Annotated in this window: 17 protein-coding genes; 8 read left to right on the forward strand and 9 right to left on the reverse strand. The window is 71.2% G+C overall.

What is annotated here, in order from left to right; translation table 11 throughout:
- The 3 genes from ACIBF5_RS19755 to ACIBF5_RS19765 are packed head-to-tail and all read right to left on the reverse strand — an operon-like array spanning nucleotide 1 to nucleotide 4,155.
- Nucleotides 1-723, reverse strand: coding sequence for a hypothetical protein (locus ACIBF5_RS19755; protein ID WP_396813552.1), 723 nt, complete (start codon nucleotides 721-723; stop codon nucleotides 1-3).
- Nucleotides 724-727: 4 nt separating this feature from the next.
- Nucleotides 728-2,596, reverse strand: a complete 1,869-nt coding sequence (locus ACIBF5_RS19760; RefSeq protein ID WP_396813554.1) for a dynamin family protein — start codon at nucleotides 2,594-2,596, stop codon at nucleotides 728-730.
- Complete coding sequence (locus tag ACIBF5_RS19765; protein ID WP_396813556.1) at nucleotides 2,593-4,155, reverse strand: dynamin family protein; 1,563 nt, start codon at nucleotides 4,153-4,155, stop codon at nucleotides 2,593-2,595. Before ACIBF5_RS19765 ends, ACIBF5_RS19760 begins: the two co-directional genes overlap by 4 nt.
- A gap of 204 nt (nucleotides 4,156-4,359) precedes the next feature.
- On the opposite strand from ACIBF5_RS19765, the gene ACIBF5_RS19770 reads away from it, so the two are divergent.
- Together ACIBF5_RS19770 and ACIBF5_RS19775 are read left to right on the forward strand one after the other, a co-directional pair.
- Entirely contained in the window at nucleotides 4,360-6,912 is a 2,553-nt protein-coding gene (locus tag ACIBF5_RS19770) for a LuxR C-terminal-related transcriptional regulator (RefSeq protein WP_396813558.1), read from the forward strand.
- A complete protein-coding gene (locus ACIBF5_RS19775; RefSeq protein WP_396813561.1) occupies nucleotides 6,909-7,445 on the forward strand; it encodes a LuxR family transcriptional regulator in 537 nt (178 codons plus the stop codon). Before ACIBF5_RS19770 ends, ACIBF5_RS19775 begins: the two co-directional genes overlap by 4 nt.
- Nucleotides 7,446-7,494: 49 nt before the next feature.
- Here the strand turns inward: ACIBF5_RS19775 and ACIBF5_RS19780 are convergent, their stop codons facing one another.
- Complete coding sequence (locus tag ACIBF5_RS19780; protein ID WP_396813564.1) at nucleotides 7,495-8,280, reverse strand: lysophospholipid acyltransferase family protein; 786 nt, start codon at nucleotides 8,278-8,280, stop codon at nucleotides 7,495-7,497.
- A 151-nt stretch (nucleotides 8,281-8,431) separates the two neighbouring features.
- Here ACIBF5_RS19780 and ACIBF5_RS19785 point away from each other — a divergent pair, with 151 nt between their 5' ends.
- Both ACIBF5_RS19785 and cydB read left to right on the forward strand, forming a co-directional pair.
- Nucleotides 8,432-9,877 (forward strand): cytochrome ubiquinol oxidase subunit I, encoded by a 1,446-nt coding sequence (locus ACIBF5_RS19785; protein WP_396813567.1) that lies wholly within the window; start codon nucleotides 8,432-8,434, stop codon nucleotides 9,875-9,877.
- A 14-nt stretch (nucleotides 9,878-9,891) separates the two neighbouring features.
- Nucleotides 9,892-10,887, forward strand: coding sequence for a cytochrome d ubiquinol oxidase subunit II (gene cydB, locus ACIBF5_RS19790; RefSeq protein ID WP_396813569.1), 996 nt, complete (start codon nucleotides 9,892-9,894; stop codon nucleotides 10,885-10,887).
- A 65-nt stretch (nucleotides 10,888-10,952) separates the two neighbouring features.
- Here cydB and ACIBF5_RS19795 read toward each other — a convergent pair whose 3' ends face one another.
- Nucleotides 10,953-11,675, reverse strand: coding sequence for a hypothetical protein (locus ACIBF5_RS19795; RefSeq protein WP_396813571.1), 723 nt, complete (start codon nucleotides 11,673-11,675; stop codon nucleotides 10,953-10,955).
- 244 nt (nucleotides 11,676-11,919) lie between these two features.
- Here ACIBF5_RS19795 and ACIBF5_RS19800 point away from each other — a divergent pair, with 244 nt between their 5' ends.
- Entirely contained in the window at nucleotides 11,920-12,648 is a 729-nt protein-coding gene (locus tag ACIBF5_RS19800; RefSeq protein WP_396813574.1) for an SDR family oxidoreductase, read from the forward strand.
- Between the two features lie 87 nt (nucleotides 12,649-12,735).
- On the opposite strand, the gene ACIBF5_RS19805 is transcribed toward ACIBF5_RS19800, so the two are convergent.
- Nucleotides 12,736-13,092, reverse strand: a complete 357-nt coding sequence (locus ACIBF5_RS19805; protein WP_396813576.1) for a DUF2255 family protein — start codon at nucleotides 13,090-13,092, stop codon at nucleotides 12,736-12,738.
- 442 nt (nucleotides 13,093-13,534) lie between these two features.
- Here ACIBF5_RS19805 and ACIBF5_RS19810 point away from each other — a divergent pair, with 442 nt between their 5' ends.
- A complete protein-coding gene (locus ACIBF5_RS19810; RefSeq protein ID WP_396813578.1) occupies nucleotides 13,535-14,533 on the forward strand; it encodes a tyrosine-type recombinase/integrase in 999 nt (332 codons plus the stop codon).
- A 67-nt stretch (nucleotides 14,534-14,600) separates the two neighbouring features.
- Here the strand turns inward: ACIBF5_RS19810 and ACIBF5_RS19815 are convergent, their stop codons facing one another.
- Together ACIBF5_RS19815 and ACIBF5_RS19820 are read right to left on the reverse strand one after the other, a co-directional pair.
- Nucleotides 14,601-17,240 (reverse strand): Hsp70 family protein, encoded by a 2,640-nt coding sequence (locus tag ACIBF5_RS19815; RefSeq protein WP_396813580.1) that lies wholly within the window; start codon nucleotides 17,238-17,240, stop codon nucleotides 14,601-14,603.
- 124 nt (nucleotides 17,241-17,364) lie between these two features.
- Complete coding sequence (locus ACIBF5_RS19820; RefSeq protein ID WP_396813582.1) at nucleotides 17,365-18,144, reverse strand: endonuclease/exonuclease/phosphatase family protein; 780 nt, start codon at nucleotides 18,142-18,144, stop codon at nucleotides 17,365-17,367.
- 207 nt (nucleotides 18,145-18,351) lie between these two features.
- Between ACIBF5_RS19820 and ACIBF5_RS19825 the strand changes: the two genes are divergently transcribed.
- Nucleotides 18,352-19,122, forward strand: coding sequence for a sulfite exporter TauE/SafE family protein (locus ACIBF5_RS19825; RefSeq protein ID WP_396813584.1), 771 nt, complete (start codon nucleotides 18,352-18,354; stop codon nucleotides 19,120-19,122).
- Between the two features lie 13 nt (nucleotides 19,123-19,135).
- On the opposite strand, the gene def is transcribed toward ACIBF5_RS19825, so the two are convergent.
- On the reverse strand, nucleotides 19,136-19,645 hold the full coding sequence (gene def / locus ACIBF5_RS19830) for a peptide deformylase (RefSeq protein WP_396813586.1): 510 nt from the start codon (nucleotides 19,643-19,645) through the stop codon (nucleotides 19,136-19,138).
- 338 nt (nucleotides 19,646-19,983) lie between these two features.
- Between def and ACIBF5_RS19835 the strand changes: the two genes are divergently transcribed.
- On the forward strand, nucleotides 19,984-21,024 hold the full coding sequence (locus ACIBF5_RS19835; protein WP_396813587.1) for a cation diffusion facilitator family transporter: 1,041 nt from the start codon (nucleotides 19,984-19,986) through the stop codon (nucleotides 21,022-21,024).
- The last annotated feature ends 91 nt before the right edge of the window (nucleotides 21,025-21,115 follow it).

Raw genomic sequence — 21,115 nt, forward strand, 5'->3', positions numbered from 1 at the left:
TCAGCTCTCTCGTTGCCCCCAGAAGCGGGCCAGCGCACTGGTTGCCGGGTCCTCGGAGTCGGCGAGTACGGCCCACGGGTCGACGTCGGGCGGCAACTCCTGGGCGGCGTACCCCGCCAGTTCGGCGGGGTCGGGGGCGGCGGCGGGAACGGCGGCCGGGTCGGGCACCGTGTCCGGGTGGCCGAGGGCGGCCGGGTCGGCCCAGGGCCAGCCGTCGATCGGCTCCGGCACCACCCCGCCCTCGAACATGTCCGGGAATGCCGGCTGCGGCCACCCGTCGGCGTCGTCGTACGGCCCGAGGTCCGGGTCGGCGCCCACCGGTGGTCCGGCCGCCCCGAAACCAACCTCGGCGTCCGGCTCCGCCGACCCCAGGCCGCGCTCCGGCTCGGCCGCGGCGAGACCCGTGTCGGGGTCCGCCGCCGACCCCGGCCCACTGTCGGCGTCGACGTTTCCCGGCCCGGTGTCGGAGGTGAACGGGTCGTCGCCGTACCCAAGGTCGGTGTCGGAGGTGAACGGCTCGTCGCCGTACCCGATCGGCCCGGCCTCCGGCGACCCGCCGGGGTCCTCGGCGCCAGCGCCGCCGCCGGTGAAGTCGTCGGCGGGGCCGAACCCCTCGGTCGGATAGTCGTCGCCGGCGAGGCCCGGTACGGCGTCGGAGTCCCCGTCGAGCCCGCCGTCGAAGCCCGAACCGTCCTCGATCCACCCGTCCCAGTGGTCGGTCATCCGGCTACCCCCGCTCGTCCGGTGCCGCGGCCGGGGCGAGTACCCGGGCTCGGAGCAGCACCTCGTCGACCTGTTTGATCCGCGCCCGCAGTGTCTCCCGATCGGCCTGCAGCGCCGCCTTGCGCCTGGCCCGGCTCGACTTGTCCTCGACCATCGCCTTGTCGATCTCGGCCATGTGCGCGTCGAGTTCCTTCAGCCGTCGTTCGATCGCGTCGTCGAGGGCGAGGGTCAACGCGTACTGCAGGTCGGTGAAACGGTGTGTCACCTCGTCGGAGAGCGCGGCCCGGGCCTCGGCGAGCACCTCCCGCAGCCACGTCCGGGCCTGCTGCCGGTCGGCCTGCACCCGCCGCCGGTAGAGGATGAACGCGCCAGCGGCCAGGCCGAGGCCCAACCCCGCGAACGGCACCAGCAGCCCGCCGCCGAGCAGCGTGCCGGCGCCGAGCGCGGAGGCACCGGCCATCGCACCCCGGCCCGCCATGAACGCCATCCCGCCGGCCGACATCGCGATCATCACGTTGTCCGCGCCGCCGCCCTCACGGCGCGGTTTGCTCGCCAGGGCGTGCTCCAGGGTCGCGTTGAGCCGGCCCAGCACGTGCTGCACCTCGTGCGGGGCGAACACCTGCGCCAACGCCCGCTGGGCAACCTTGCCGAACCGGGTTTCGAGGTCGCGGGACAGGCGTACGGAGACCGCGTGCAGGGACTCGTCGACCAACCCCGGCAGCCCCTTGAGGTCCTCACCCCGCCCCTTCTCGACCGTGGTCAGGAGTTCCTCCTGCAGGCTGCTCAGATACCCGCGCAGCAGACCGGTCACCTCGACCCGGGCCCGTTGCGTCTCGGTGCTCAGCGTCAACGACCACTGCCGGGACTCGGTACGTTTCTGGGCCGCGAGCGCCGCCCGCTCCTCCCTTGCCCGGGACACGTCCGCCGGCTCCGGGTCGGATGCCGTAAGCCGTGCCCCGAGGCCGAGGTCGAGGCGGACCAGTTCGCTGCGGACCGTACGTAACACGTTCGCCTGGGCCAGCAGGTGCGCCTTGCCGGCCAGGTCGACCAACGCGTGTTGCAGTTCGCCGATCCGTGACTCGCGGACCAGTTCGGTGGCCGCCTCCGGCGGGAGGGTCAACGCCAGCTCGGCCAGCCGGGACGAGACCGGGAACCAGGCGGCGGCGGCGAACCGGGCCGCGTGCGTACGCAACTGCGCCTGGTTGTCCGACCAGATCGTCCGCCAACCCGGGTACGCGTCGGTCTTGGTCAACGCGAACACCACCAGGTTGACCCGCTTACTCGCCTCGATCAGGAAGTCGAGTTCGGCCTTGCCGAATGGGGCCGACGCGTCCACCACGAACAACAGCAGGGTGGCCCGCTCGACCGCGTCGAGGGCGATCTCGGCGTGGACCGGATCCAGCCCACCGGTGCCCGGGGTGTCGACGAGGGCCAGATACTGCAACAGCGGGGCCGGGTGCCGCACCTCGATCCGCCTCGGCGGGCGGGTCCCCTCCGGCAGTGCCCCCAGGCCGGTGCCCCAGTCCCGCAGGTCCGCCACGCCGATCTCGACCGGATCCTCCCGGCCCGGCACCCAGGCCCGGGCCCCGGGTTCGGACCCGGGTACGAACTCCAGGTAGGTACTGGTTGCCACAGCCACGTCCACCGGCGACAGTCCGGGCACCCCGATGAGCGCGTTGACCAGCGAACTCTTGCCCCGTTTGGTTTCACCGACCACCACCACCGCGGGCCGGGTCAGCTCCCGCCGCCGGACCTCGTCGACCTCGGCGCCCGCGTCCGGGTCGACCTTGCGCAGATACGCCAGCGACGTCTGCACCGCCCCGGTCAACAGTTTGCCCAGCGCCTCCGGTTTCACGTCCGAGGTCGCCGTCACCGCACCTGCCCCCCGTATCCGTATCCGACCGTCGGCGACGCGGGTTCTGGCGGCGCCGCGGCGCGGATCTGCTGTGAGAGTAGGTAGAAGCCCCGGTGCGCCACCAGCGCCACCCGGGACTGGGCCGGGCCGGCGCCGGCGACGGCGTAGACCCGCCACCGGGTCGCCGCCGCCAACGCCGCCTCGACCAGCTCCCGTGGCCCCGCACCGGGCAGCGCCAGGATCCACCGCGGGTCGGTGGCCAGCGCCAGCCGGGACAGTTCCTGTTCCATCGGCTCGGGCAACTCGACCGCGCCGGTGCCGACGAGCTGAGCCACCTCGATCAGTCGCAACCGGTGGTACTCGGGCTGTTGCAGCACCCGTTCGATCGCGTCGCGCAGCAGTTCCCGGTCCGCCGGTACGGCGGCGTGGCTCGCGATCCGCTCCAAGGCGGAGAGCGCCCACCCGGCCTTGATCGCGTCAGTTCGCCACCGGAACGCCTGGTCGAGGGTGTGTCGCAGGCGCGGGAAACCCGACGCCTGGAACAGCGCCCGGACCAGGTCACCACTGGCGAGCTGCGGTGCGGTGGCGAGCTGGGCCAGGGCGAAGCCGATCCCGTACAGGTCCAGCAGCCGCAGCAGCCGCTCCCGTTGCGCCCGCGGCACCGCACAGTCCCGCCCGGTGAACAGGTCCACCGAGGCGAGCAGGATCATCCGTTCGGCGGCCGGCAGCCCGGCCAACGTACGCAGTGCCTCACAGTCGGCGGCCGTCAGCCGGCCCGCCTCGGTCGTCTCGGCCAGCAGTCCCACCACCGGCACCACGTCCGACACCACCCGCCGCAGCACGCCGGCCTGCCCCGTGGCGAGCGGCCCGGCGACCGGCCACGGGTCGTCCAGTCCGCTGACGAGCTTGTCGACCTTGTTGAACAGGCCGAGGGAGTTGATCGGGTTGCTGGCCAGCCGCGCGGACACCGAACGGAACGCCTCCAGGGCCTGCACGTCGTCGTCCCGTACCGCCTGGGTGAACACGTAGACGATCGCCTCGGCACCGGAGACCGCCCCGACCGAGTCGGCGTCGATGTCGTCGTCGTACGGGGCGACGGCGTCACCGTGCAGGAACCGGCTGGCACCGTCGCTGACGGAGGTGTTGGTCGAGCCGAGCCCGGGGGTGTCGACCACGGTCAGGTCCCGCAGATGGTCACTGGTGAGCGTCACGTCCACGAACGCGATCTCGGCCCGTGCCACGCCGAGCCGGGACGGGATCATCCCGGCCTCGTCCAGCGGCAGACTCGTCCGGCTGCCGTCGCGCCGGACCACGTCGACCCGGTCGGTGGTGCCGTACCGGAACTGGGTGACGACCCGGGTGCACTCGCCGACCTCGGTCGGCGCCACCCGACGACCGATCAACGCGTTGACAAGTGTCGACTTTCCGGCTTTGAGTCGGCCGGCGATCGCCACCCGCAACGGCTCGTCGAGCCGTCTCCGTACGCCGAAGACCTGTCCCTGCAACGAAACACCGAGCCGAGGCCCCACCTCGTCGCAGAGCGCGGCGACGCGGGCACCGAGCGGACCTGATCCCATGATTCGTCAGCCGGCGGTACGGTCGGCGACAATGGCATGGTCACGGCGGTCTTGCTCGCTCATATCGTTGGTCGTCCCTCCGACGCGGCGACAGGGCGGGGCGCTCCTGCCGGACCCCACACTACGAATATCCTGCCGGCGCAGGATCCCACGTTCGTGCCACCGCCCCCACGGTGGTGGCCGCGAGCCCTGGCGGGAGGACCAGTGCGGCACGCACTCGGCGGCGACCCCGACGACCGCGTCCCCGGAAACGGGACGGTCGACGCGTCCGTGTACGCCCTCGTCGCCGCCGCGGCGACCCTGACCAGACCCGGCCTGGTGGTGATCCACGGTGGCCCGGGCCTCGGGCGCAGCACCCTGCTGCGCCGCCTCGGCGACGCCTTCCACGGGCCGGTGTTCACCGGAAACGCTCTGGCCACCCTGCAGACGGTGCCGGCGTTCGCGCTCAGTCACGCACTGCGGGTGCGACTGCCGACCGACGACCCGGCGCTGCTCGCCGAAGCGGTCCGGTCCCGGGTCCGGGCCGGTCTGCTGCTCCTCGACGATCTGCAGTGGGCGGACCCGGTGACCCTCGCCGCCCTGGTCCCGCTCGCCGCGCACTGCCGGGTGGCGGTGGCGTTGCGTACCCCGCACCGGCTGCCACCGGCCGCGGTGGCGGCGATCCGCGGCGCGGCGACCCGCTGGTTGGCCGTACCGCCGCTGGACCCCGGCGCGGCGGTTGCGTTGGCCCGCGCCACCGCCCCCGGGCTTGACCCGGCCACGGTCGCCGACGTGGTCCGGCGCGCCGGCGGCACACCGTTGGCCGTGACGGTGCTGGCCCGGCACGCGGCCGACCATCCGGCCGGCGCCGCCGACGTCGACCAGATCGGGTACGTCATCGCGACCGCCCTGGCCGACCTGACCCGCCCGGCCCGTACCGCCCTGGCCGCGCTCGGTCTCCTCGGCCGCCCCGCCAGCGCAGGGCTGCTCGGCGCCGGTGTCGACGAACTCGCCGACGCCGGACTGGTCGAACGCACCAGCGACGGCACCGTCACCCCGACGTCGCCGTACCTGACCGAGGTCGCGGCCGGGATGCTCGACCCCGACGGCCGGCGGGCCCTGCACGAGCGGCTGGCCGCACTCGTCCCGGCCACCGAGTCGCCCCGGCACCTGGCCGCCGCCGGCCGCCCCGGCGCCGCGTACGCGGCCGCGGTAACCGCCGCCGCGGACGCGACCACCGTCGGGGCCCGCGCCGACCTGCTCCTGTTCGCCTGCGGACTGCCCGAGGTCGACCCGGAACCCTCGGTCCGACTCGCCGCCGCCCACGCCGCGCTCGCCTGCGGCCGTCCCCGTGCCGCGGCAAGGGTCCTGACCGGCACCGCCCCGCTCGGGGTGGCCGCCTCGGTGCTACGGGCCGAGGCCCTGGTACGCGTCGGTGACCTGACCGCCGCCCGCACCGCGGCCGCCCCGGTACCCGACTCGGCCGCACCGGAACTGGTAGCCGCCCGGGACCGGGTGATGTTGCTCGCGGCACTCGCCGACGACCCGGTCGCCGCCGGCCGGGCACTGGCCGGGGTCGTGGCCCGACACGGCCCGGAGCCGACCCACCCGGGGCTACGCGCGGCGTACGCGGCGGTGGCCGCCGCGAACCGGCAGCCCGGCTGGGAACGGTCCCTGGGCACGGCCGCCGACGGCGACGACCCGCTCGCCGCCCGGTGGAGCGGGTGGCTGCTGGTCGAGACGCTGATCGCCGACGCCCGGCTACCCGAGGCCAACCGCGTCGCCACCCGCTACGCACACGCCTGCGCCACCGACCTCGCCTACAGCTGGCAGACCCGATTCCTCGGCGCGTCCCTGTGGTGCGCGGCCCTTGCCGGCACCGGCCGGCAACCGGACGAGGTGCTGCGCCACGCCGGTGACCTGACCGACCGGACGCTGCCAACCCTGGCCCGCCAGTACGCGGTGGCCGCCGCGAGCCTGCTCGAAGCCGACGCCGGGCTCCTCGCACCAGCCCGGGCCCGGCTCACGACCGTGCCCGGGGCACCCGGCGGACCACTGGAGTGGGTGACCCGGGAGGCGGCCTGGCTCGACGGTCAACCGGAGCGGGCGGTGGCCCCCGGCCACGCCCCGCCGGGACCGACCCTGCTGGACGGGCTACGCCAGATCACCGCCCGATGGGCAGCCCACGACAGTTCCGCACCCACCGCCCCCCGTACCGACCCCACCCCGACGACGCGCGCACCGCACGCCGTACGCCAGACCCTCGCCGCCTGGGACAACGCCGACGACGACCCGGCCGGGTTCACCGACGCCGCCACCGCCTGGCACGACCTGATGGTCCGTGAGGAGGTCCGCTGCCTGCTCGCGCGCGGCCTGCACGAACACGACCCCGAACGGGCCGTACCCGCGCTGCTGGCCGCCGAACGGCTGGCCGAAGAGGCCGGCCTGGTGGTCCTGCTCGGCCGAACCCGACGCGGGTTGCGCCGCCACTCCGTACGCCGCGACAGCCGTGGCCCCCGCAGCGGCACCTCACTCACCGACCGGGAACGGGACGTGTTGCGTCTGGTCGCGGCGGGGGAGCCGTCCCGTCGGATCGCCGGGCAGCTCGGCGTCTCCGCGGAGACGGTGGAGACACACATCCGTTCCGGGATGCGCAAACTCGGTGCCCGTACCCGCACCGAGGCGGCGGCGCTCGCGCTCGGCGGGCTCACCGGGGTGCCGGCACCCCGTACCGGGGACGACCGGTCGCCCGCGCTCACCCCGGAGGTGGGCCGATGACCGCGACCGACGCGCCGCGCTACGTCCTCACCTCGACCACCGACGCCACCACCGTACTGCGCCGGCTGGCCCGCTCCGGGTGGTCGACCCGGGAGGGATTCGCGTTGCCCGACGGCGGGTGGGACCTGAGATCCGCGCGGCTGGTGCTCTTCGGTCGGGTGCCGGACCTGGACACGGCACGGCTGGTGCTGCTGGCCGCCGCCCGTGGTGCCGGCGTGGTGGCGATCGCCGACCCCGACACGGACGCCGGTCGGGCGCTCCTCGCCGACCTGGACCGGCTGGGCCCGGTACACCGGGACGCCGACAGCGGACCGGACCCGGCCGGCGCGGCCGTGTCGACGCCACTGGTCCCGGAGCAGCGGGCGCTACTGGAGCGGCTGGCCAACGGCGAGACCATCGCCGCCGCCGCCGCGGCCGAGTTCCTGTCCCTGCGTACCGCCAACCGGCGCATCGCGCAGGCCCGGGAAGCGCTCGGTGTCCGTACCACCCGCGAGGCGGTCCTGGCCTACCTGCGGCAACGCCAACCGGAGTAGCCGCGACCGTGCCGCCGCCGGGGAATGGCTCGCCGGCCGTCGTCCGGGTTCACCGCCCGGGTTCACCGGGGCGGCGGTGCGAGCGGGTCGTCTCGACCGGCCGGCTCGGGTCACGATGCCTCGGAAGGTCCGGTTCGTCGGGGCGCAACGGGACCAGGTGCGTGGTCAACGCGTCGATGATCCGGTCGGTGGCCCGGCGGGCGGCGCCCGGTACGGCCGGGTCGAGCCCGCCCAGGTCGACCGGGTCACCGAAGTGCACCCGGATCACCGGGCGGCGTACGAGTGCTCGGCCGACCGCGCGCAGCAGCCCCCGGGGTGTGCCGTACGGCAGCACCTCGTGCGCCCCCCACTGGGCGACCGGTACCACCACGGCCCCGCTGGCGAGGGCAAGCCGGGCGGTGCCGGTCTTGCCCCGCTCGGGCCACATGCCGGGGTCCAGTCCCATCCGCCCCTCCGGGTAGACCAGCACCACCGATCCGTCGGCGACCGCCGAGGCTGCCGTGGAGAGAGCCTGGCCGACCTCGGGGGTGCGCCGGTCGACGCGGATGTGGCCGCTGCGCCGCATCACCGTGCCGATGACCGGGGTACGGAACAGACCACCGGTCGCCATGATCCGTGGGGCGATCCGGCGGACCTGGCACGCGGCGGTGAGCACGACCGGGTCGAACGGGCTGATGTGGTTGGCGGCCAGGATCAGCGGCCCGTGGCGCAACTGGTCCGGTACGTCGCCGGTGACTCGTAGCCGGGCGAGCGCCCCGACCAGCATTCGGCCGACCACTTGCAGGGCGCGCCAGAGTCGCGGGGCCCGCCAGCGGGCGTCGGTGACGGTGTCCATCAGCCGCCGATCCTCGCACAGTCCAGCCCGGTCCAGCGCGTAGTGGGGCGGGCCGGGGGAGTGTGGTCGAGCGCACTCCGGTCCCACCCACCCAGGTTCTACGACGGTCGGTAGTATTTACTACAGGCCGTCGTAGAACCTGGGGGTTTTCGTGGACGCTCTGGACGTCGCCCGCTGGCAGTTCGGTGTCACCACCGTCTACCACTTCCTATTCGTACCACTGACCATCGGACTCTCCGTCCTCGTCGCCATCCTGCAAACCCTCTGGTACCGCACCGGCAACGAGCGCTACCTCAAACTCACCAAGTTCTACGGCAAACTCTTCCTCATCAACTTCGCCATGGGCGTCGTCACCGGCATCGTCCAAGAATTCCAGTTCGGCATGAACTGGAGCGACTACTCCCGCTTCGTCGGCGACGTCTTCGGCGCACCCCTGGCCATCGAAGCACTCCTCGCCTTCTTCCTCGAATCCACCTTCCTCGGCCTATGGATCTTCGGCTGGGACCGGCTACCACGCCGCATCCACCTCGCCACCATCTGGGCCGCCGCCATCGGCTCCACCCTCAGCGCCTACTTCATCCTCGCCGCCAACTCCTGGATGCAACACCCCGTCGGCTACCGCATCAACCCCGACACCGGACGCGCCGAACTCACCGACATCTTCGCCGTACTCACCAACAAGGTCACCCTCGCCACATTCCCACACACCCTCGCCGGCTGCTTCCTCGTCGCCGGCTCCCTCATGGTCTCCGTCGCCCTCTGGCACCTCATCCGCCGCCGCACCCACACCACCGAACAACCCGACACACAACAAAACGACACCGACACCCACGCCTTCCGATTCGCCCTCAAATTCGGCGCCGTCGTCACCCTCGTCGCCGCCGTCGGCGTCCTCATCAGCGGCGACATCCAAGGCAAAATCATGACCGACGTACAACCCATGAAAATGGCCGCCGCCGAAGGGCTCTACCACACCGAACAACCCGCCGCGTTCTCCGTACTCACCGTCGGCAGCCTCGACGGAACCCGCGAACTCTACGCCCTCAAAATCCCCTACCTCCTCTCCTTCCTCGGCACCGGCGACCCCCACGGCGAAGTAAAAGGCATCAACGACCTCCAATCCCAATACGTCTCCGAATACGGACCCGGCAGCTACACCCCGATCATCCCAGTGACCTACTGGAGCTTCCGCTTCATGATCGCCCTCGGCATGGCCGCCGCCGCAGTAGCCGCCTGGGCCCTCTGGGCCACCCGCCGAGGCCGCACCCCCACCTCCCGCTGGCTCCTACGCGCCGGCATCATCCTGCCCATCCTGCCGCTCGCCGCGAACTGCTTCGGCTGGATCTTCACCGAAATGGGCCGCCAACCCTGGGTCGTCTTCGGCGAAATGCTCACCCGCGACGGCGTCTCCCGCAGCGTCTCCCTCACCGAAGTCCTCACCTCCTTCACCGCCTTCACCCTCATCTACGCCACCCTCGCCGTCATCGAAATCCGACTCCTGCTCCGCTACGCCCGCGCCGGACTACCCGACCCCACCCCACCCCCACCCGACGACACCACCGCCGACGAAGACCGCCCCCTCGCCTTCGCCTACTGACCCCGGAGCCCACAGTGGACCTCACCACCGTCTGGTTTCTGCTCATCGCCGTCCTCTTCACCGGATACTTCATCCTCGAAGGCTTCGACTTCGGCGTCGGCGCGCTCCTACCCGTACTCGGCCGCAACGACCGCGAACGCCGCGTACTCATCAACACCATCGGCCCGGTCTGGGACGGCAACGAAGTCTGGCTGATCACCGCCGCCGGCGGACTCTTCGCCGCCTTCCCCGAGTGGTACGCCACCCTCTTCTCCGGCTTCTACCTACCCCTCCTACTCATCCTGCTCGCCCTCATCGGCCGAGGCGTCGCCTTCGAATACCGACACAAGCGTCCCGACGCCCCCTGGAAACAACGCTGGGACGCCGTCATCACCATCGGCTCCACACTCCCCGCCATCGGCTGGGGCATCATCCTCGCCAACATCACCCGAGGCGTACCCCTCGACAGCGACCACGAATACACCGGCGGCCTACTCGACCTGCTCCACCCCTACGCCCTCCTCGGCGGCGCCACCACCGCAGCCCTCTTCCTCACCCACGGCGCCGTCTTCCTCGCCCTCAAAACCAACGGCGACATCCGCACCCGCGCCGGCCACCTCGCCACCCGCACCACCCCCGCCGCACTCGCCCTCACCACCGCCTTCCTCACCTGGACCCTCACCCACCGCCACAACCCCACCGCCATCACCCTCGCCACAATCGCCACCCTCGCCCTCACCGGCGCGCTCGTCGCCACCCGAGCACGCCGCGAAGGCTGGGCATTCGCCGGCACCGCCGCCGCCATCGGCCTCACCATGGCAACCCTCTTCGCCACCCTCTACCCGAACGTCCTACCCTCCACCACCGACCCCACCGGCACCCTCACCGTCGTCAACGCCGCCTCCACCCCCTACACCCTCACCATCATGAGCTGGGTGGCCCTCGTCTTCACCCCCGTCGTCCTCGCCTACCAAGGCTGGACCTACTGGGTCTTCCGCCGCCGCATCAGCGTCGCCAACATCCCCCACTGACCCACACAAAACAGCGCGCCCCCGGAATCGTGGATTCCGGGGGCGCGCCAACGAACACCACCGCGTCAGCCCGCGTCGCGCAGCTCCGCCAACCGGGCCTCGATCTCGGCCAGCTCCGCCCGCAGCTTCTCCGCCTGCTGCTCAGCCTCACTCCGCTCCGCCGACATGATCTGCTCCACCGCCTCATGCACACCCGGAACATCGATCAACGACACCATCTTCAACGCCTCGACCGGCTTGATCACGTACGGCTTCGCCAACGCCTTGCTACCCTGCGTCGCCGCCAACGTCCACTCACCGTCAGCGTACGAAAGCGTCACCGTCAGACCCGCCGGACCCTTCGGCCGGGCCGGCTTCGCCACCGCCCGCCGCGCCGGCTTCGCATCCTGCTCCGCCCCACCAGCCGGGGGAGTGTCCACCGTGCTCACCACAACCTCCTCACGGGGCGCCGGCACCGGCGTCCTCACCACCATGAACTCCGGCTCCGGAGCAGCCTCCACCGGCTCCGGCTCCACCTTCTGCTCCACCCGACGACCCGTCGCCCCACGCGGCGGAATACTCAGATCAGTGGGGGAGAACGGCAACTCGTCCCGACCGAACCGCACCACCACCCACTCATCCGACGTCGCCGGATCAGCCAACTCCACCACCTGACCGATCTGCCCGGCGATCTGCCCCGCCGCCTCGGTGAACATCACCTTCGGCTTCCGACCACCGGCCAACGTGTCCCGGATGGTCTGCAACTCCTCGGTGGACAACCCTCGGGCATCGGTATGCGCGGCAGTCATCAGATCCTTCTTCCGTACACCTGTTTGATTTCCTGCTTTCCTACCAGCCCGCCCCGACAACGTCGAATCCACCCCACCGCCACCGGCCCCACCAACCGACCTCCGCACGCCGCCCCACCCGCACCGCACCGCACCGACAGTGCGCCGAAGCGTACGCCGTGCCCCACACCACACCGAGCACGCCGTACCAACACCAACGAAAGCGGTAACGTCGCTCCCACCCACCAGCGCGCGGAGGCACCCGATGAGCCCGGTAACAGTCGTCACCGGCGGCAGCCGCGGCATCGGGGCCGCGACCGTACGCCAACTCGCCCGCGCCGGCCACGACATCGTCTTCTGCTACCGCCGCGACACCGAAGCCGCCGCCGCCGTCCTACACGACATCCACCGCACCGGCGTACGCGGCCACGCCGTCCAGGCCGACACCACCGACCCCGAACAGGTCGACCACCTCTTCACCACCGCCGCCGAACTCGGCGACCTCACCGGCCTGGTCAACAACGCCGGCGTCACCAGCCCGGTCGGCCCCCTCGTCGACCTCACCCTCACTGACCTGCGCCGCGTCATCGACGTCAACCTCGTCGGCTACGTCCTCTGCGCCCAGCAGGCCGCCCGACGGATGAGCGCGGGCGCGGCGATCGTCAACATCTCCTCCGCCGCCGCCACCCTCGGCAGCCCCGGCGAATACATCCACTACGCCGCCGTGAAGGCCGCCACCGACACCCTCACCATCGGACTCGCCAAAGAACTCGGCCCTCGCCAGATCCGGGTCAACACCGTCTCGCCCGGCACCGTCTGGACCGACATACACGCCATCTCCGGGGTGCCCGACCGACCCGCCCGGGTCGCGGAACGGGTGCCACTCGGCCGCGCCGGAGAAGCCGACGAGATCGCTGCCGCCGTCGTCTGGCTGCTCAGCGACGCCGCCTCGTACACCACCGGAGCGACCCTCAGGGTCGCCGGCGGCCTCTGAACCCACACGCACGGACAGACCGCAGAGATCAACCAGGCGCCGGGGGAGAGGCATCAACCTCAACCTGAACCTCAGGCAACCCGGTCCCTACCTCACGTTGACCCTCATGGTGTATTCACGTACCTGCGGTGACGCGACCTGACGCAGCGCCGAGCCCTGGTCGGCGTACTTGGTCTGGTACGCCTCGTCGACCTGCTCGATGACCGCCTCGTCGTCGAGGTTCTCGACGGTCACCGGGTAGCGCTGACTCCCGTCCACGAACGCGGCTCGACCGGTACGTTGCACCCGCCGGTACCACTTCGACTGGGGACCATAGGCGCTGCGGACGTACGGCACACCGTCCACCACCACCGCCCAGATCGGTGTGACGACCTCACCGCCGTCGCGCAGCTCGGTGGCGATGTGCACCGTGTCCGTACCTGTGAAGTAGTCGATGACAGCCATGTGTTTCATCGTGTACCGGATCTGGTCCCACCGGAGCCGGTGGACCAAATCTCGTCGCTGTCACCCCGGTCGGCCGGCCCGGCATGGGTTCGATAATGCACATTATGTCAACTAGCTCGGTCGCATGCGTCGGGCAGGCCGCTGGTGGGGAGGCTCCCGGGGCCTCGTCCGGGAGCCTCCCCACCAGCGAGGTCTCCTCGATGGTCGCCCGGTGATCGGCTGTGTCGGCCTGGGCCGGCGGCGGGCTGGCTGTCGCTTCGGCGCGGTGGCACCGACCGTCGTCACAGTGTCGTGGTGACGAACCAGCCACGCGCGGAGCAGTGTCGAGCATCCTTGATCGGTATGACCTTCCCCGCGTACGGCGGCGTCCCCGGCACGCCCAACAAGATCAGCGACCCTCACCCCTTCCGGCGATGCCGGTAAAACCTGCATAATATTCCTTATGCAGGACAAAGGTGACTTACTGGTACTGAGGTTGGTCGAGGACTTCCTCACCGCGCGCGGCACCCGCAAACCTTCGCCACACACCCTGCAGGCCTATCGCCGGGACCTGGTCGCGATCGGACAGTTGGTCGCGGAGCAGAACGACCCTCCCCTCCCCCTGGCTGAGCTGCCGCTCTCCGTTCTCACCGCGCGCACTCTCCGGTCCGCCTTCGCCCGCTTTGCCGCTCCCCGGGCACCGGCGTCGATCTACCGGGCCTGGTCGACGTGGAACAGCTTCTTCACCTTCCTGGTCACCGACGCTGTGGTGGCCGGGAACCCGATGTCGGCGGTGGACAAACCGTCGGCGCCGGTCCCCCTGCCCAAGCCGCTGCGGGGTGAGGACACCCCGGAGCAGTTGCTGCACGCGGTTGCCCGGGAGGATCAGCGGCAGCGCCACCCGTGGCCCGAGCGGGACCTGGCCGTGCTCGCGTTGGCGCTCTGCGCGGGTCTGCGTCTGTCCGAGCTGCTCGCGTTGCGGGTTGGTTCGCTGGCCGGTCGGGCGGGTGAGCGTCGGGTCGAGGTGGACGGTAAGGGTGGTCGTCCCAGGGTGATCCCGGTCGAGCCGGAGCTTGACGCGGTGGTGCTGCGGTATCTGGACAGTCGGCGGCGGCGGTTCGGCGCGCGGTCGGTACGGCGGGAGGCGGTGCTCTTGGTCGATCGGCATGGTGAGCCGTTGCGCCGGGGCGGGTTGCAGTATTTGGTGGAGTCTTGTTACCGGCGAGCGGGGATCAATGATCGCGTTCCCCGTGGGGCGCGGTTGCACGCGTTGCGGCACACGTTCGCGACCCGGTTGGCGGAGGACGGTGCGACCGCTTCGGAGATCATGTGGCTGCTGGGGCATGCGAGCTTGACGACCAGTCAGAACTACATCGATGTGACGGCTGGTCAGCAGCGGGCGGCGGTGCGCGCCAATCGTACGAATCGGGCTTTGGGTGGTCTGGCCGCCGGTGGTTCCTGAGTCTGCTGGGTCGGGTCACGGGGTTGCCGGTGCCCGCGCCGTTGGTCTGCGGGCCGCTGGTGTTGGCTCATTTGGCTGGTGGAGCGGCCAGGTCGGTGATGGTGAAGGTGAGGGTGCGGCGGTCGGCGGTGAGGATGGCGACGAGGTTGCCGCGGAGGGTCACCTGTTCGGGTTGGTCGGTGCCGATTGTCACGCCGTTCGTGGTGCGTCCGGTGGCGATCTCCTGGACGGCGACCTGCCATTGGGAGGCGGTGCCGTCGTATTCCTGGACGACCATGTGGGTGCCGTTGGTGGCGGTGACGGTGGCGAACGTGCCGAGTTGACGGTGCTGGCGGCCGTCGTGGCCGAGGACCCGGGCTTCGGAAATGCGGTTGAACAGTCCGTCGCCGCAGATGAGGGTGGTGGGGCCGGCGTACCAGGTTTCGTCGTCGGCGGATTCGGTGGGGTTGGACCAGGCTTCTTTGCCGGTGCGGGTGTCGATGGCGATGGTGCGGTTCTTGCGGGTCTCGGCGATCGCCGCGCAGATGAGGTGGGGGCCGCAGGGTTTGACGTGTTCGATGTCGACGCCGGCGGGTTGTTCCAGTTTCCATTTCTGCTTGAGGTCGGTGGCGTTGTAGGCGGCGAGTACGTCGCGGCCGGCTGAGCTGGTGTTGTTGAGTTTGCCGATGATGAGGTTGTCGAAGGCGACCCAGCGTTCCTCGTCGAGGGGTAGCGTGCCGCTGCTTTTGACCTTGCCGGTGTGGGCGTCGAGGGTGTAGCCCTTGCCGTTGGTGGTGTTGAGTTCGACGACGGTGGGTGTGGTGGTGACGGTGTCGTGGAGGGCGCCGTACGAGGTGGGCAGGGTGCCGGCGGCCGGGTCGGGTGGGGTGGGCCATTGGCGCATGGCTTCGATCCGGTGGCGGTCGATGAGGAGCAGGTCGGAGTTGCCGGCGCGCTGCCAGCGTTGTTTGCCGGTGCGGAGGTCGACGTTGAGGACGGCGTTCCCGTCGATGGAGCCGCGGGTTTCGATGATGACGTTGGTGCCGTAGTAGGCGACGTCGTAGCGGTTGACCCAGGTGGATTTCCAGAGGAGTTTGCCGTCGGTGGCGGTGATGACGGCGCGTACGGGTTTGCCGTCGTCGGTGGCGGATTCCTTGCCGTCGACGATGATGAGGCCGCCGTCGGGGGTGTCGACGGCGGTGAGGGCGAGTTCGGCGGGTTCGATGGGGATCTTGGTGGTCCATTGTGCCGCTCCCCCGCCGCTGGGCAGGGCGGTGATGTCGGTGCTGCCGCTGCCGACGGAGGCGGTGATGACGGCGTGGTCGGCGATGGTGAGTGCGGCGGCACCGGCGGCGGTTGCCGGGTGGGTTTGGCCGGGGGCGAGAGTGCCGTCGGGGGTGGGGTGGTCGTCGTCGACGCCGGGGATTCGGTTGGTCTGGTTGGTGTGGTTGACGAGGCTGTTGAGGCGGTCGGCGAGCCAGTTGCCGCTGGTGAGGCTGGTGCCGATGCAGGCGGCGACGGTGAGGAGTGCGGTGGTGGTGGTCAGGATGCGGCGGGTTCGGCGGCGCTGTGGGGTGACGGTCGGGTTGGCCGCAGGGGGCGGTGGGGTGGGGGTGGGTCGGGGTGGGGTTGGCGCGGGTGGTGGTGTGTGTCGGTTGGTGGTGGGGTGGCGTAGTGCGCCGTAGGCGACGGGGAGTTCGGGTTGTTCGGGTACGGCGGGGGCGATGCCGAGGCGGGCGTGTAGCCGGCTGGCGACCAGCGGCATGCGGCTGGATCCGCCGACGAGCAGGAGCGCGGCGAGGGTGGTGGGTTCGATGCCGGCTCGTTGCAGGACGCGGCGGGTTTCGTCGACGGCGCGGGCGATCAGTGGGGCGGCGATGCGGTCGAGTTCTTCGCGGGTGAGGTGAAGGGGTTCGGTGCGTCCGGGCACGGTGACGGGTGCGGTGGTGGTGCGGGAGAGCATTTCCTTGGCGGCGCGGATTTCGGCCCAGAGGGTTTGCCGGTCGCGGCGTTCGACGGGGGTGTTCGGGTGGTGGAGTCGTTGCCACAGGTCGGGGTCGCGTAGGGCGATGAGGTGGCCGAGGTGGGCGACGAGGGCGTCGTCGATGTCGATGCCGCCGAGGTCGTCGAGGCCGCCGGTGGCGAGGACGCGGGGGCCGGTGGTTTCTCGGCGTAGGACGGTGACGTCGAGGGTGCCGCCGCCGAAGTCGAAGATGGTGATGGTGGCGCCGGGCGGCAGTTGGGGGCCGAGGAGGTCGAGGCAGTAGTGGGCGGCGGCGACGGGTTCGTCGATGAGGTCGACTTCGCCGAGGCCGGCGTGGCGGGCGGCGGCGCGGAGTAGTTCGCGGCGGGGTTGGCCCCAGTCGGCGGGGCAGGTGAGGACGGTGCCGGTGCGGGGGTCGACGCCGGTGAGGCGGGCTTCGTCGGCTACCCGGCGGAGGCCGGCGGCGAGGAGTTGTTCGACGGGTGTTTCGTGGGCGCCGAGCAGGACGGTGTGTTCGTCGATGCGGCGTTTGGGGTGGGGTTCGAAGCGGTCGGGTTCTCCGCTGGCGAGGCGGTGGGCGTCGCGGCCGGTGTGGGGGGTGCCGTCGGCGTCGAGGTAGATGCCGCTGGGTAGGAGTGGGGTCCCGTCGAAGAGGAGCGGCCGGGGTGGTTGGCCGGGACGGTGGATGACCGCGACGGTGTGGGTGGTGCCGAGGTCGACGGCGAGTCGGGCCGTGGTGTTCACCGTTGTCCGCCTTCCGGCGGACGCGGGGGACGCCGCCGGGGGGCGATGTTACTGCTTGGGTACGACGGATGGTGTCGGCTGGGTGGTTCGGTCCCGGCTGTCGGTTTTGTTGGTGGGGTGTGGGTCAGCCGAGGTCGATGACGAGGGGTCGGTGGTCGGAGATGGTGGCGGCGGGGGTGGTGACGGCGGTGACGGTGGGGAGCTGTTGGCGGCCTCGTGGGTCGGCGAGGATGTGGTCGAGTTGGACCTGGGGGGCGGCGGAGGGGTAGGTGGGTTGGCAGCCGAGGGTGTGCCAGCGGGAGACGAGGGTGGCGAGTCGGGCGGGGAGGTTGAGGTCGCCGAGGAGGATGCGGGGGGCGGGTAGGGCGCGTAGGGCGCGGACGACCTGGCGGAGTTGGCGGAGGTTCCAGCCGGGTACGAAGGAGAGGTGGGTGGCGGCGGCGGTGATGGGTCCGTGGGGGGTGTCGAGTACGGCGGCGAGGAGTACCCGGGGTTCGTCGTGGAGCAGGGTGAAGCCGCCGCCGGGGCCGGAGATGTAGATGGGGGCGCGTAGCGGTGCCGGGGTGAGGCGGGTGACGCGCCAGGCGCGGGCCGGGTAGCGGCTGACGAGGCCGACTCCGTAGAGGGGTTCGCCGTGGCCGTCGTCTTCGTGGTTGAGGGGGCGGAATCCTTCGCCGGGGGTGCCGACGACGGCGGCGGCGAATCGGTGGGTGGGTGCGTCGAGGGCTTGGGCGGCGATGGCGGTGAGGTCGAGGTGGCCGCTGCGGGACTGGTCGCGGTCGACTTCTTGGAGGGCGAGGATGTCGGCGTCGAGGGCGGTGACGGTGTCGGCCAGCCGGGTCTGGTCCACCATGCCGTCGTGTAGGGATCGGCCGTGGAGCAGGTTGAAGGTGACCAGTCGCACCTCTGCACCTTACGGGCTGTTGTGGGACAGTTTCTGGGTGATCTTCAAGCTGTTGCTCTGTTCGGCGTTGGTGTTTGTGCTGTTGGGTGCGGCCGGTATCGCGTTGCTGCGGCTGCGGCGGCGGTGATCGGCAGGGTTCCGGGCGGTGGGTGAGGCTGACCACAGGGTCGCTCGTCGTGGGTCGGGGCGGCGGAATAATGCCCGCTCGTGGATCCGGGTGCGTTGACGACGTTGCTGGTGGGGGCCGCGGCGGCCGGGTGGGTCGACGCGGTGGTCGGTGGTGGGGGTCTGCTGCTGTTGCCGGCGTTGTTGATCGCCGCGCCGGGGTTGCCGCTTCCGGTGGCGTTGGGGACGAACAAGTTCGCGGCGATCGCGGGTACGGCGACGGCGGCGGTGACGTATGCCCGCCGTACGAAGATCGATTGGCGGTTGGCGGGGCCGGCGGCGGGACTGGCGGTGGTGATGGCCGGGGTCGGTGCGGCGTTGGCTGGGGTGGTGCCGGGGCCGGCGTACCGGCCGGTGGTGTTGGCGGTGCTGGTGGCGGTGGCGTTGTTTGTGACGTTGCGGCCCCGGCTGGGGGTGGTGGCGGAGCCGTCGAAGCGTACGCGTGGGCGGGTCGTCGTGGCGGTCGCGGTCGCCGGCGGGGTGATTGCCCTGTACGACGGTTTGATCGGTCCGGGTACCGGTACGTTCCTGGTGTTGACGTTCACGGCCCTGGTCGGTGCGGATTTTGTGCATGGTTCGGCGATGGCGAAGTTGGTCAACGCGGGGACGAACCTGGGGGCGTTGGTGGTGTTCGCGTCCGGCGGGCATATCTGGTGGACGCTGGGTGCGGCGATGGCGGCGTGCAACGTGCTGGGTGCGGCGGTGGGCGCGCGGATGGCGTTGCGGCGCGGTTCGGGGTTTGTCCGGGTGGTGTTGCTGGTGGTGGTGTTGGCCCTGGTGACGAAGCTCGGCTACGACCAGTGGCTGGCGTGATCGGCCCGGGGGGTCAGGCGCTGGTGCCGGGTGAGGCGAACCGGCCGGCGCGGATTTCTCGTAGTGCCCGGCGGCGGGTGTCGCCACGCAGGGTGTCGACGTAGAGGCGCCCGTTGAGGTGGTCGGTTTCGTGCTGGAGGGCGCGGGCGAGGAAGCCGGTGCCGCTGATGGTGCGGGGTTCGCCGTGCTGGTCGAAGCCGTGGGCGGTGGCGTGCAGCGCGCGTGGGGTCGGGAAGTAGAGGCCCGGGATGGAGAGGCAGCCCTCGTCGTCGTCCTGGAGTTCGGTGGAGAGTTCCAGGGTGGGGTTGATCAGGTGGCCGCGGTGTCCGTCGGCGTCGTAGACGAAGACTCGGGCGCCGATGCCGATCTGCGGTGCGGCGACGCCGGCGCGGCCGGGGGCGCCGAGCAGGGTGTCCATCAGGTCGGTGACCAGGTCGCGTAGTTCCGCGTCGAAGGTGGTGACCGTTTCGCAGGGGGTGCGCAGTACGGCGTCGCCGATGATCCTGATGGGCCGCATCGTCATGGGTTGAGGTTATCGCCGCGGGCTCGGGTGTGGTGCACCGCGGTCGGTGGTGGGTGTGTCGAGCTGTGGTTCTCGGCCCGGTCGACTGCGCGTGCGAGGTCGGGTCGGGGTCTTCTCGAACAGGCAGATGGCTTCGGTCAGGTGCCGGGTCCTCGTGCTTCGGCGTTCACCCACAGGTGGTGGGGCCGCCCCTGGGAGGCTCCACGGGCCGGTGTGTGCACGCCGTTTCCCGGTAGTTGCCCAACACTCGCGGTTACCGCGTTGTCGCACACACGTACTGGCGCATATCCTGCCGGCCGGCGAGCACCGTCGGGCGACCCGCCGACCGGGAGGACGCGATGAGCCACGACCACGAGCATCACCACGACCACCACCATGGTGACGGGCCGAGCACCGGCGGGCGGGGCCTCGTGTCGCGGGTCCGGCACCTGCTCACCCCGCACTCCCATGACACCACCGACAAGGTCGATTCGGCGCTGGCTGCCTCACACGCCGGGATCCGGGCACTCTGGATCTCGCTGCTGGTCCTCGGGGTGACCGCCGCCGGGCAGGCTGCGGTGGTGTTCTGGTCCGGGTCCGTGGCACTGCTCGGCGACACCCTGCACAACGTCGCCGACGCGCTTACCGCCGTACCACTGGGAGTGGCGTTCCTCCTCGGGCGGCGAGCCGCGACCCGCCGCTACACCTACGGGTTCGGGCGGGCCGAGGACCTCGCCGGAATCGCCATTGTCGCGACCATCGCCGCGTCCGCGGTCTTCGCCGGCTACCAGGCCGTCACGCGGTTGCTGGATCCGCGCGAGGTCGACCACCTGCCGTACGTGGCCGCAGCCGGCCTGATCGGCTTCGTCGGCAACGAACTAGTGGCCCGGTACCGGATCATCGTCGGCCGGCGGATCGGTTCGGCGGCGCTGGTCGCCGACGGGTTGCACGCCCGTACCGACGGATTCACCTCCCTGGCGGTGCTGCTTGGTGCCGGCGGTTCCGCGCTCGGGTGGTGGTGGGCGGACCCGGCCGTCGGGCTGCTGATCACGGTGGCGATCCTGGTGGTGCTCGGTGACGCCGCCCGGTCGGTCTACCGGCGGCTGATGGACGCGGTTGACCCGGCCCTGGTCGACACCGCCGAAGCGGCGTTGCTCGCCACCCCGGGCGTTACCGACGTCGGCACGGTACGGCTGCGCTGGATCGGTCACCAACTGCACGCGGAGTGTGCGATCACCATCGACGGTGATCTGACGGTGGCCCAGGGGCATCGGATCGCGGTCGCCGCCGAGCACCGGCTGATTCACGCCGTACCCCGACTCACGGGCGCCTCCGTGCACGCGGACCCGGCCCGCTCAGGCGGCGACGACCCGCACGAACTGCTCTCCCACCATCACTAGACGAGTAAGTCCTATCTCTGGTCAGTGGTCGTAGGCGATCAGGGACCTGGTCACGGGTTGGCCGGTGGTCCGGTTGTGCCAGATCGCGGCG

The organism is Micromonospora sp. NPDC050417 (assembly GCF_044458865.1).
Classification (GTDB): Bacteria; Actinomycetota; Actinomycetes; order Mycobacteriales; family Micromonosporaceae; genus Micromonospora_G.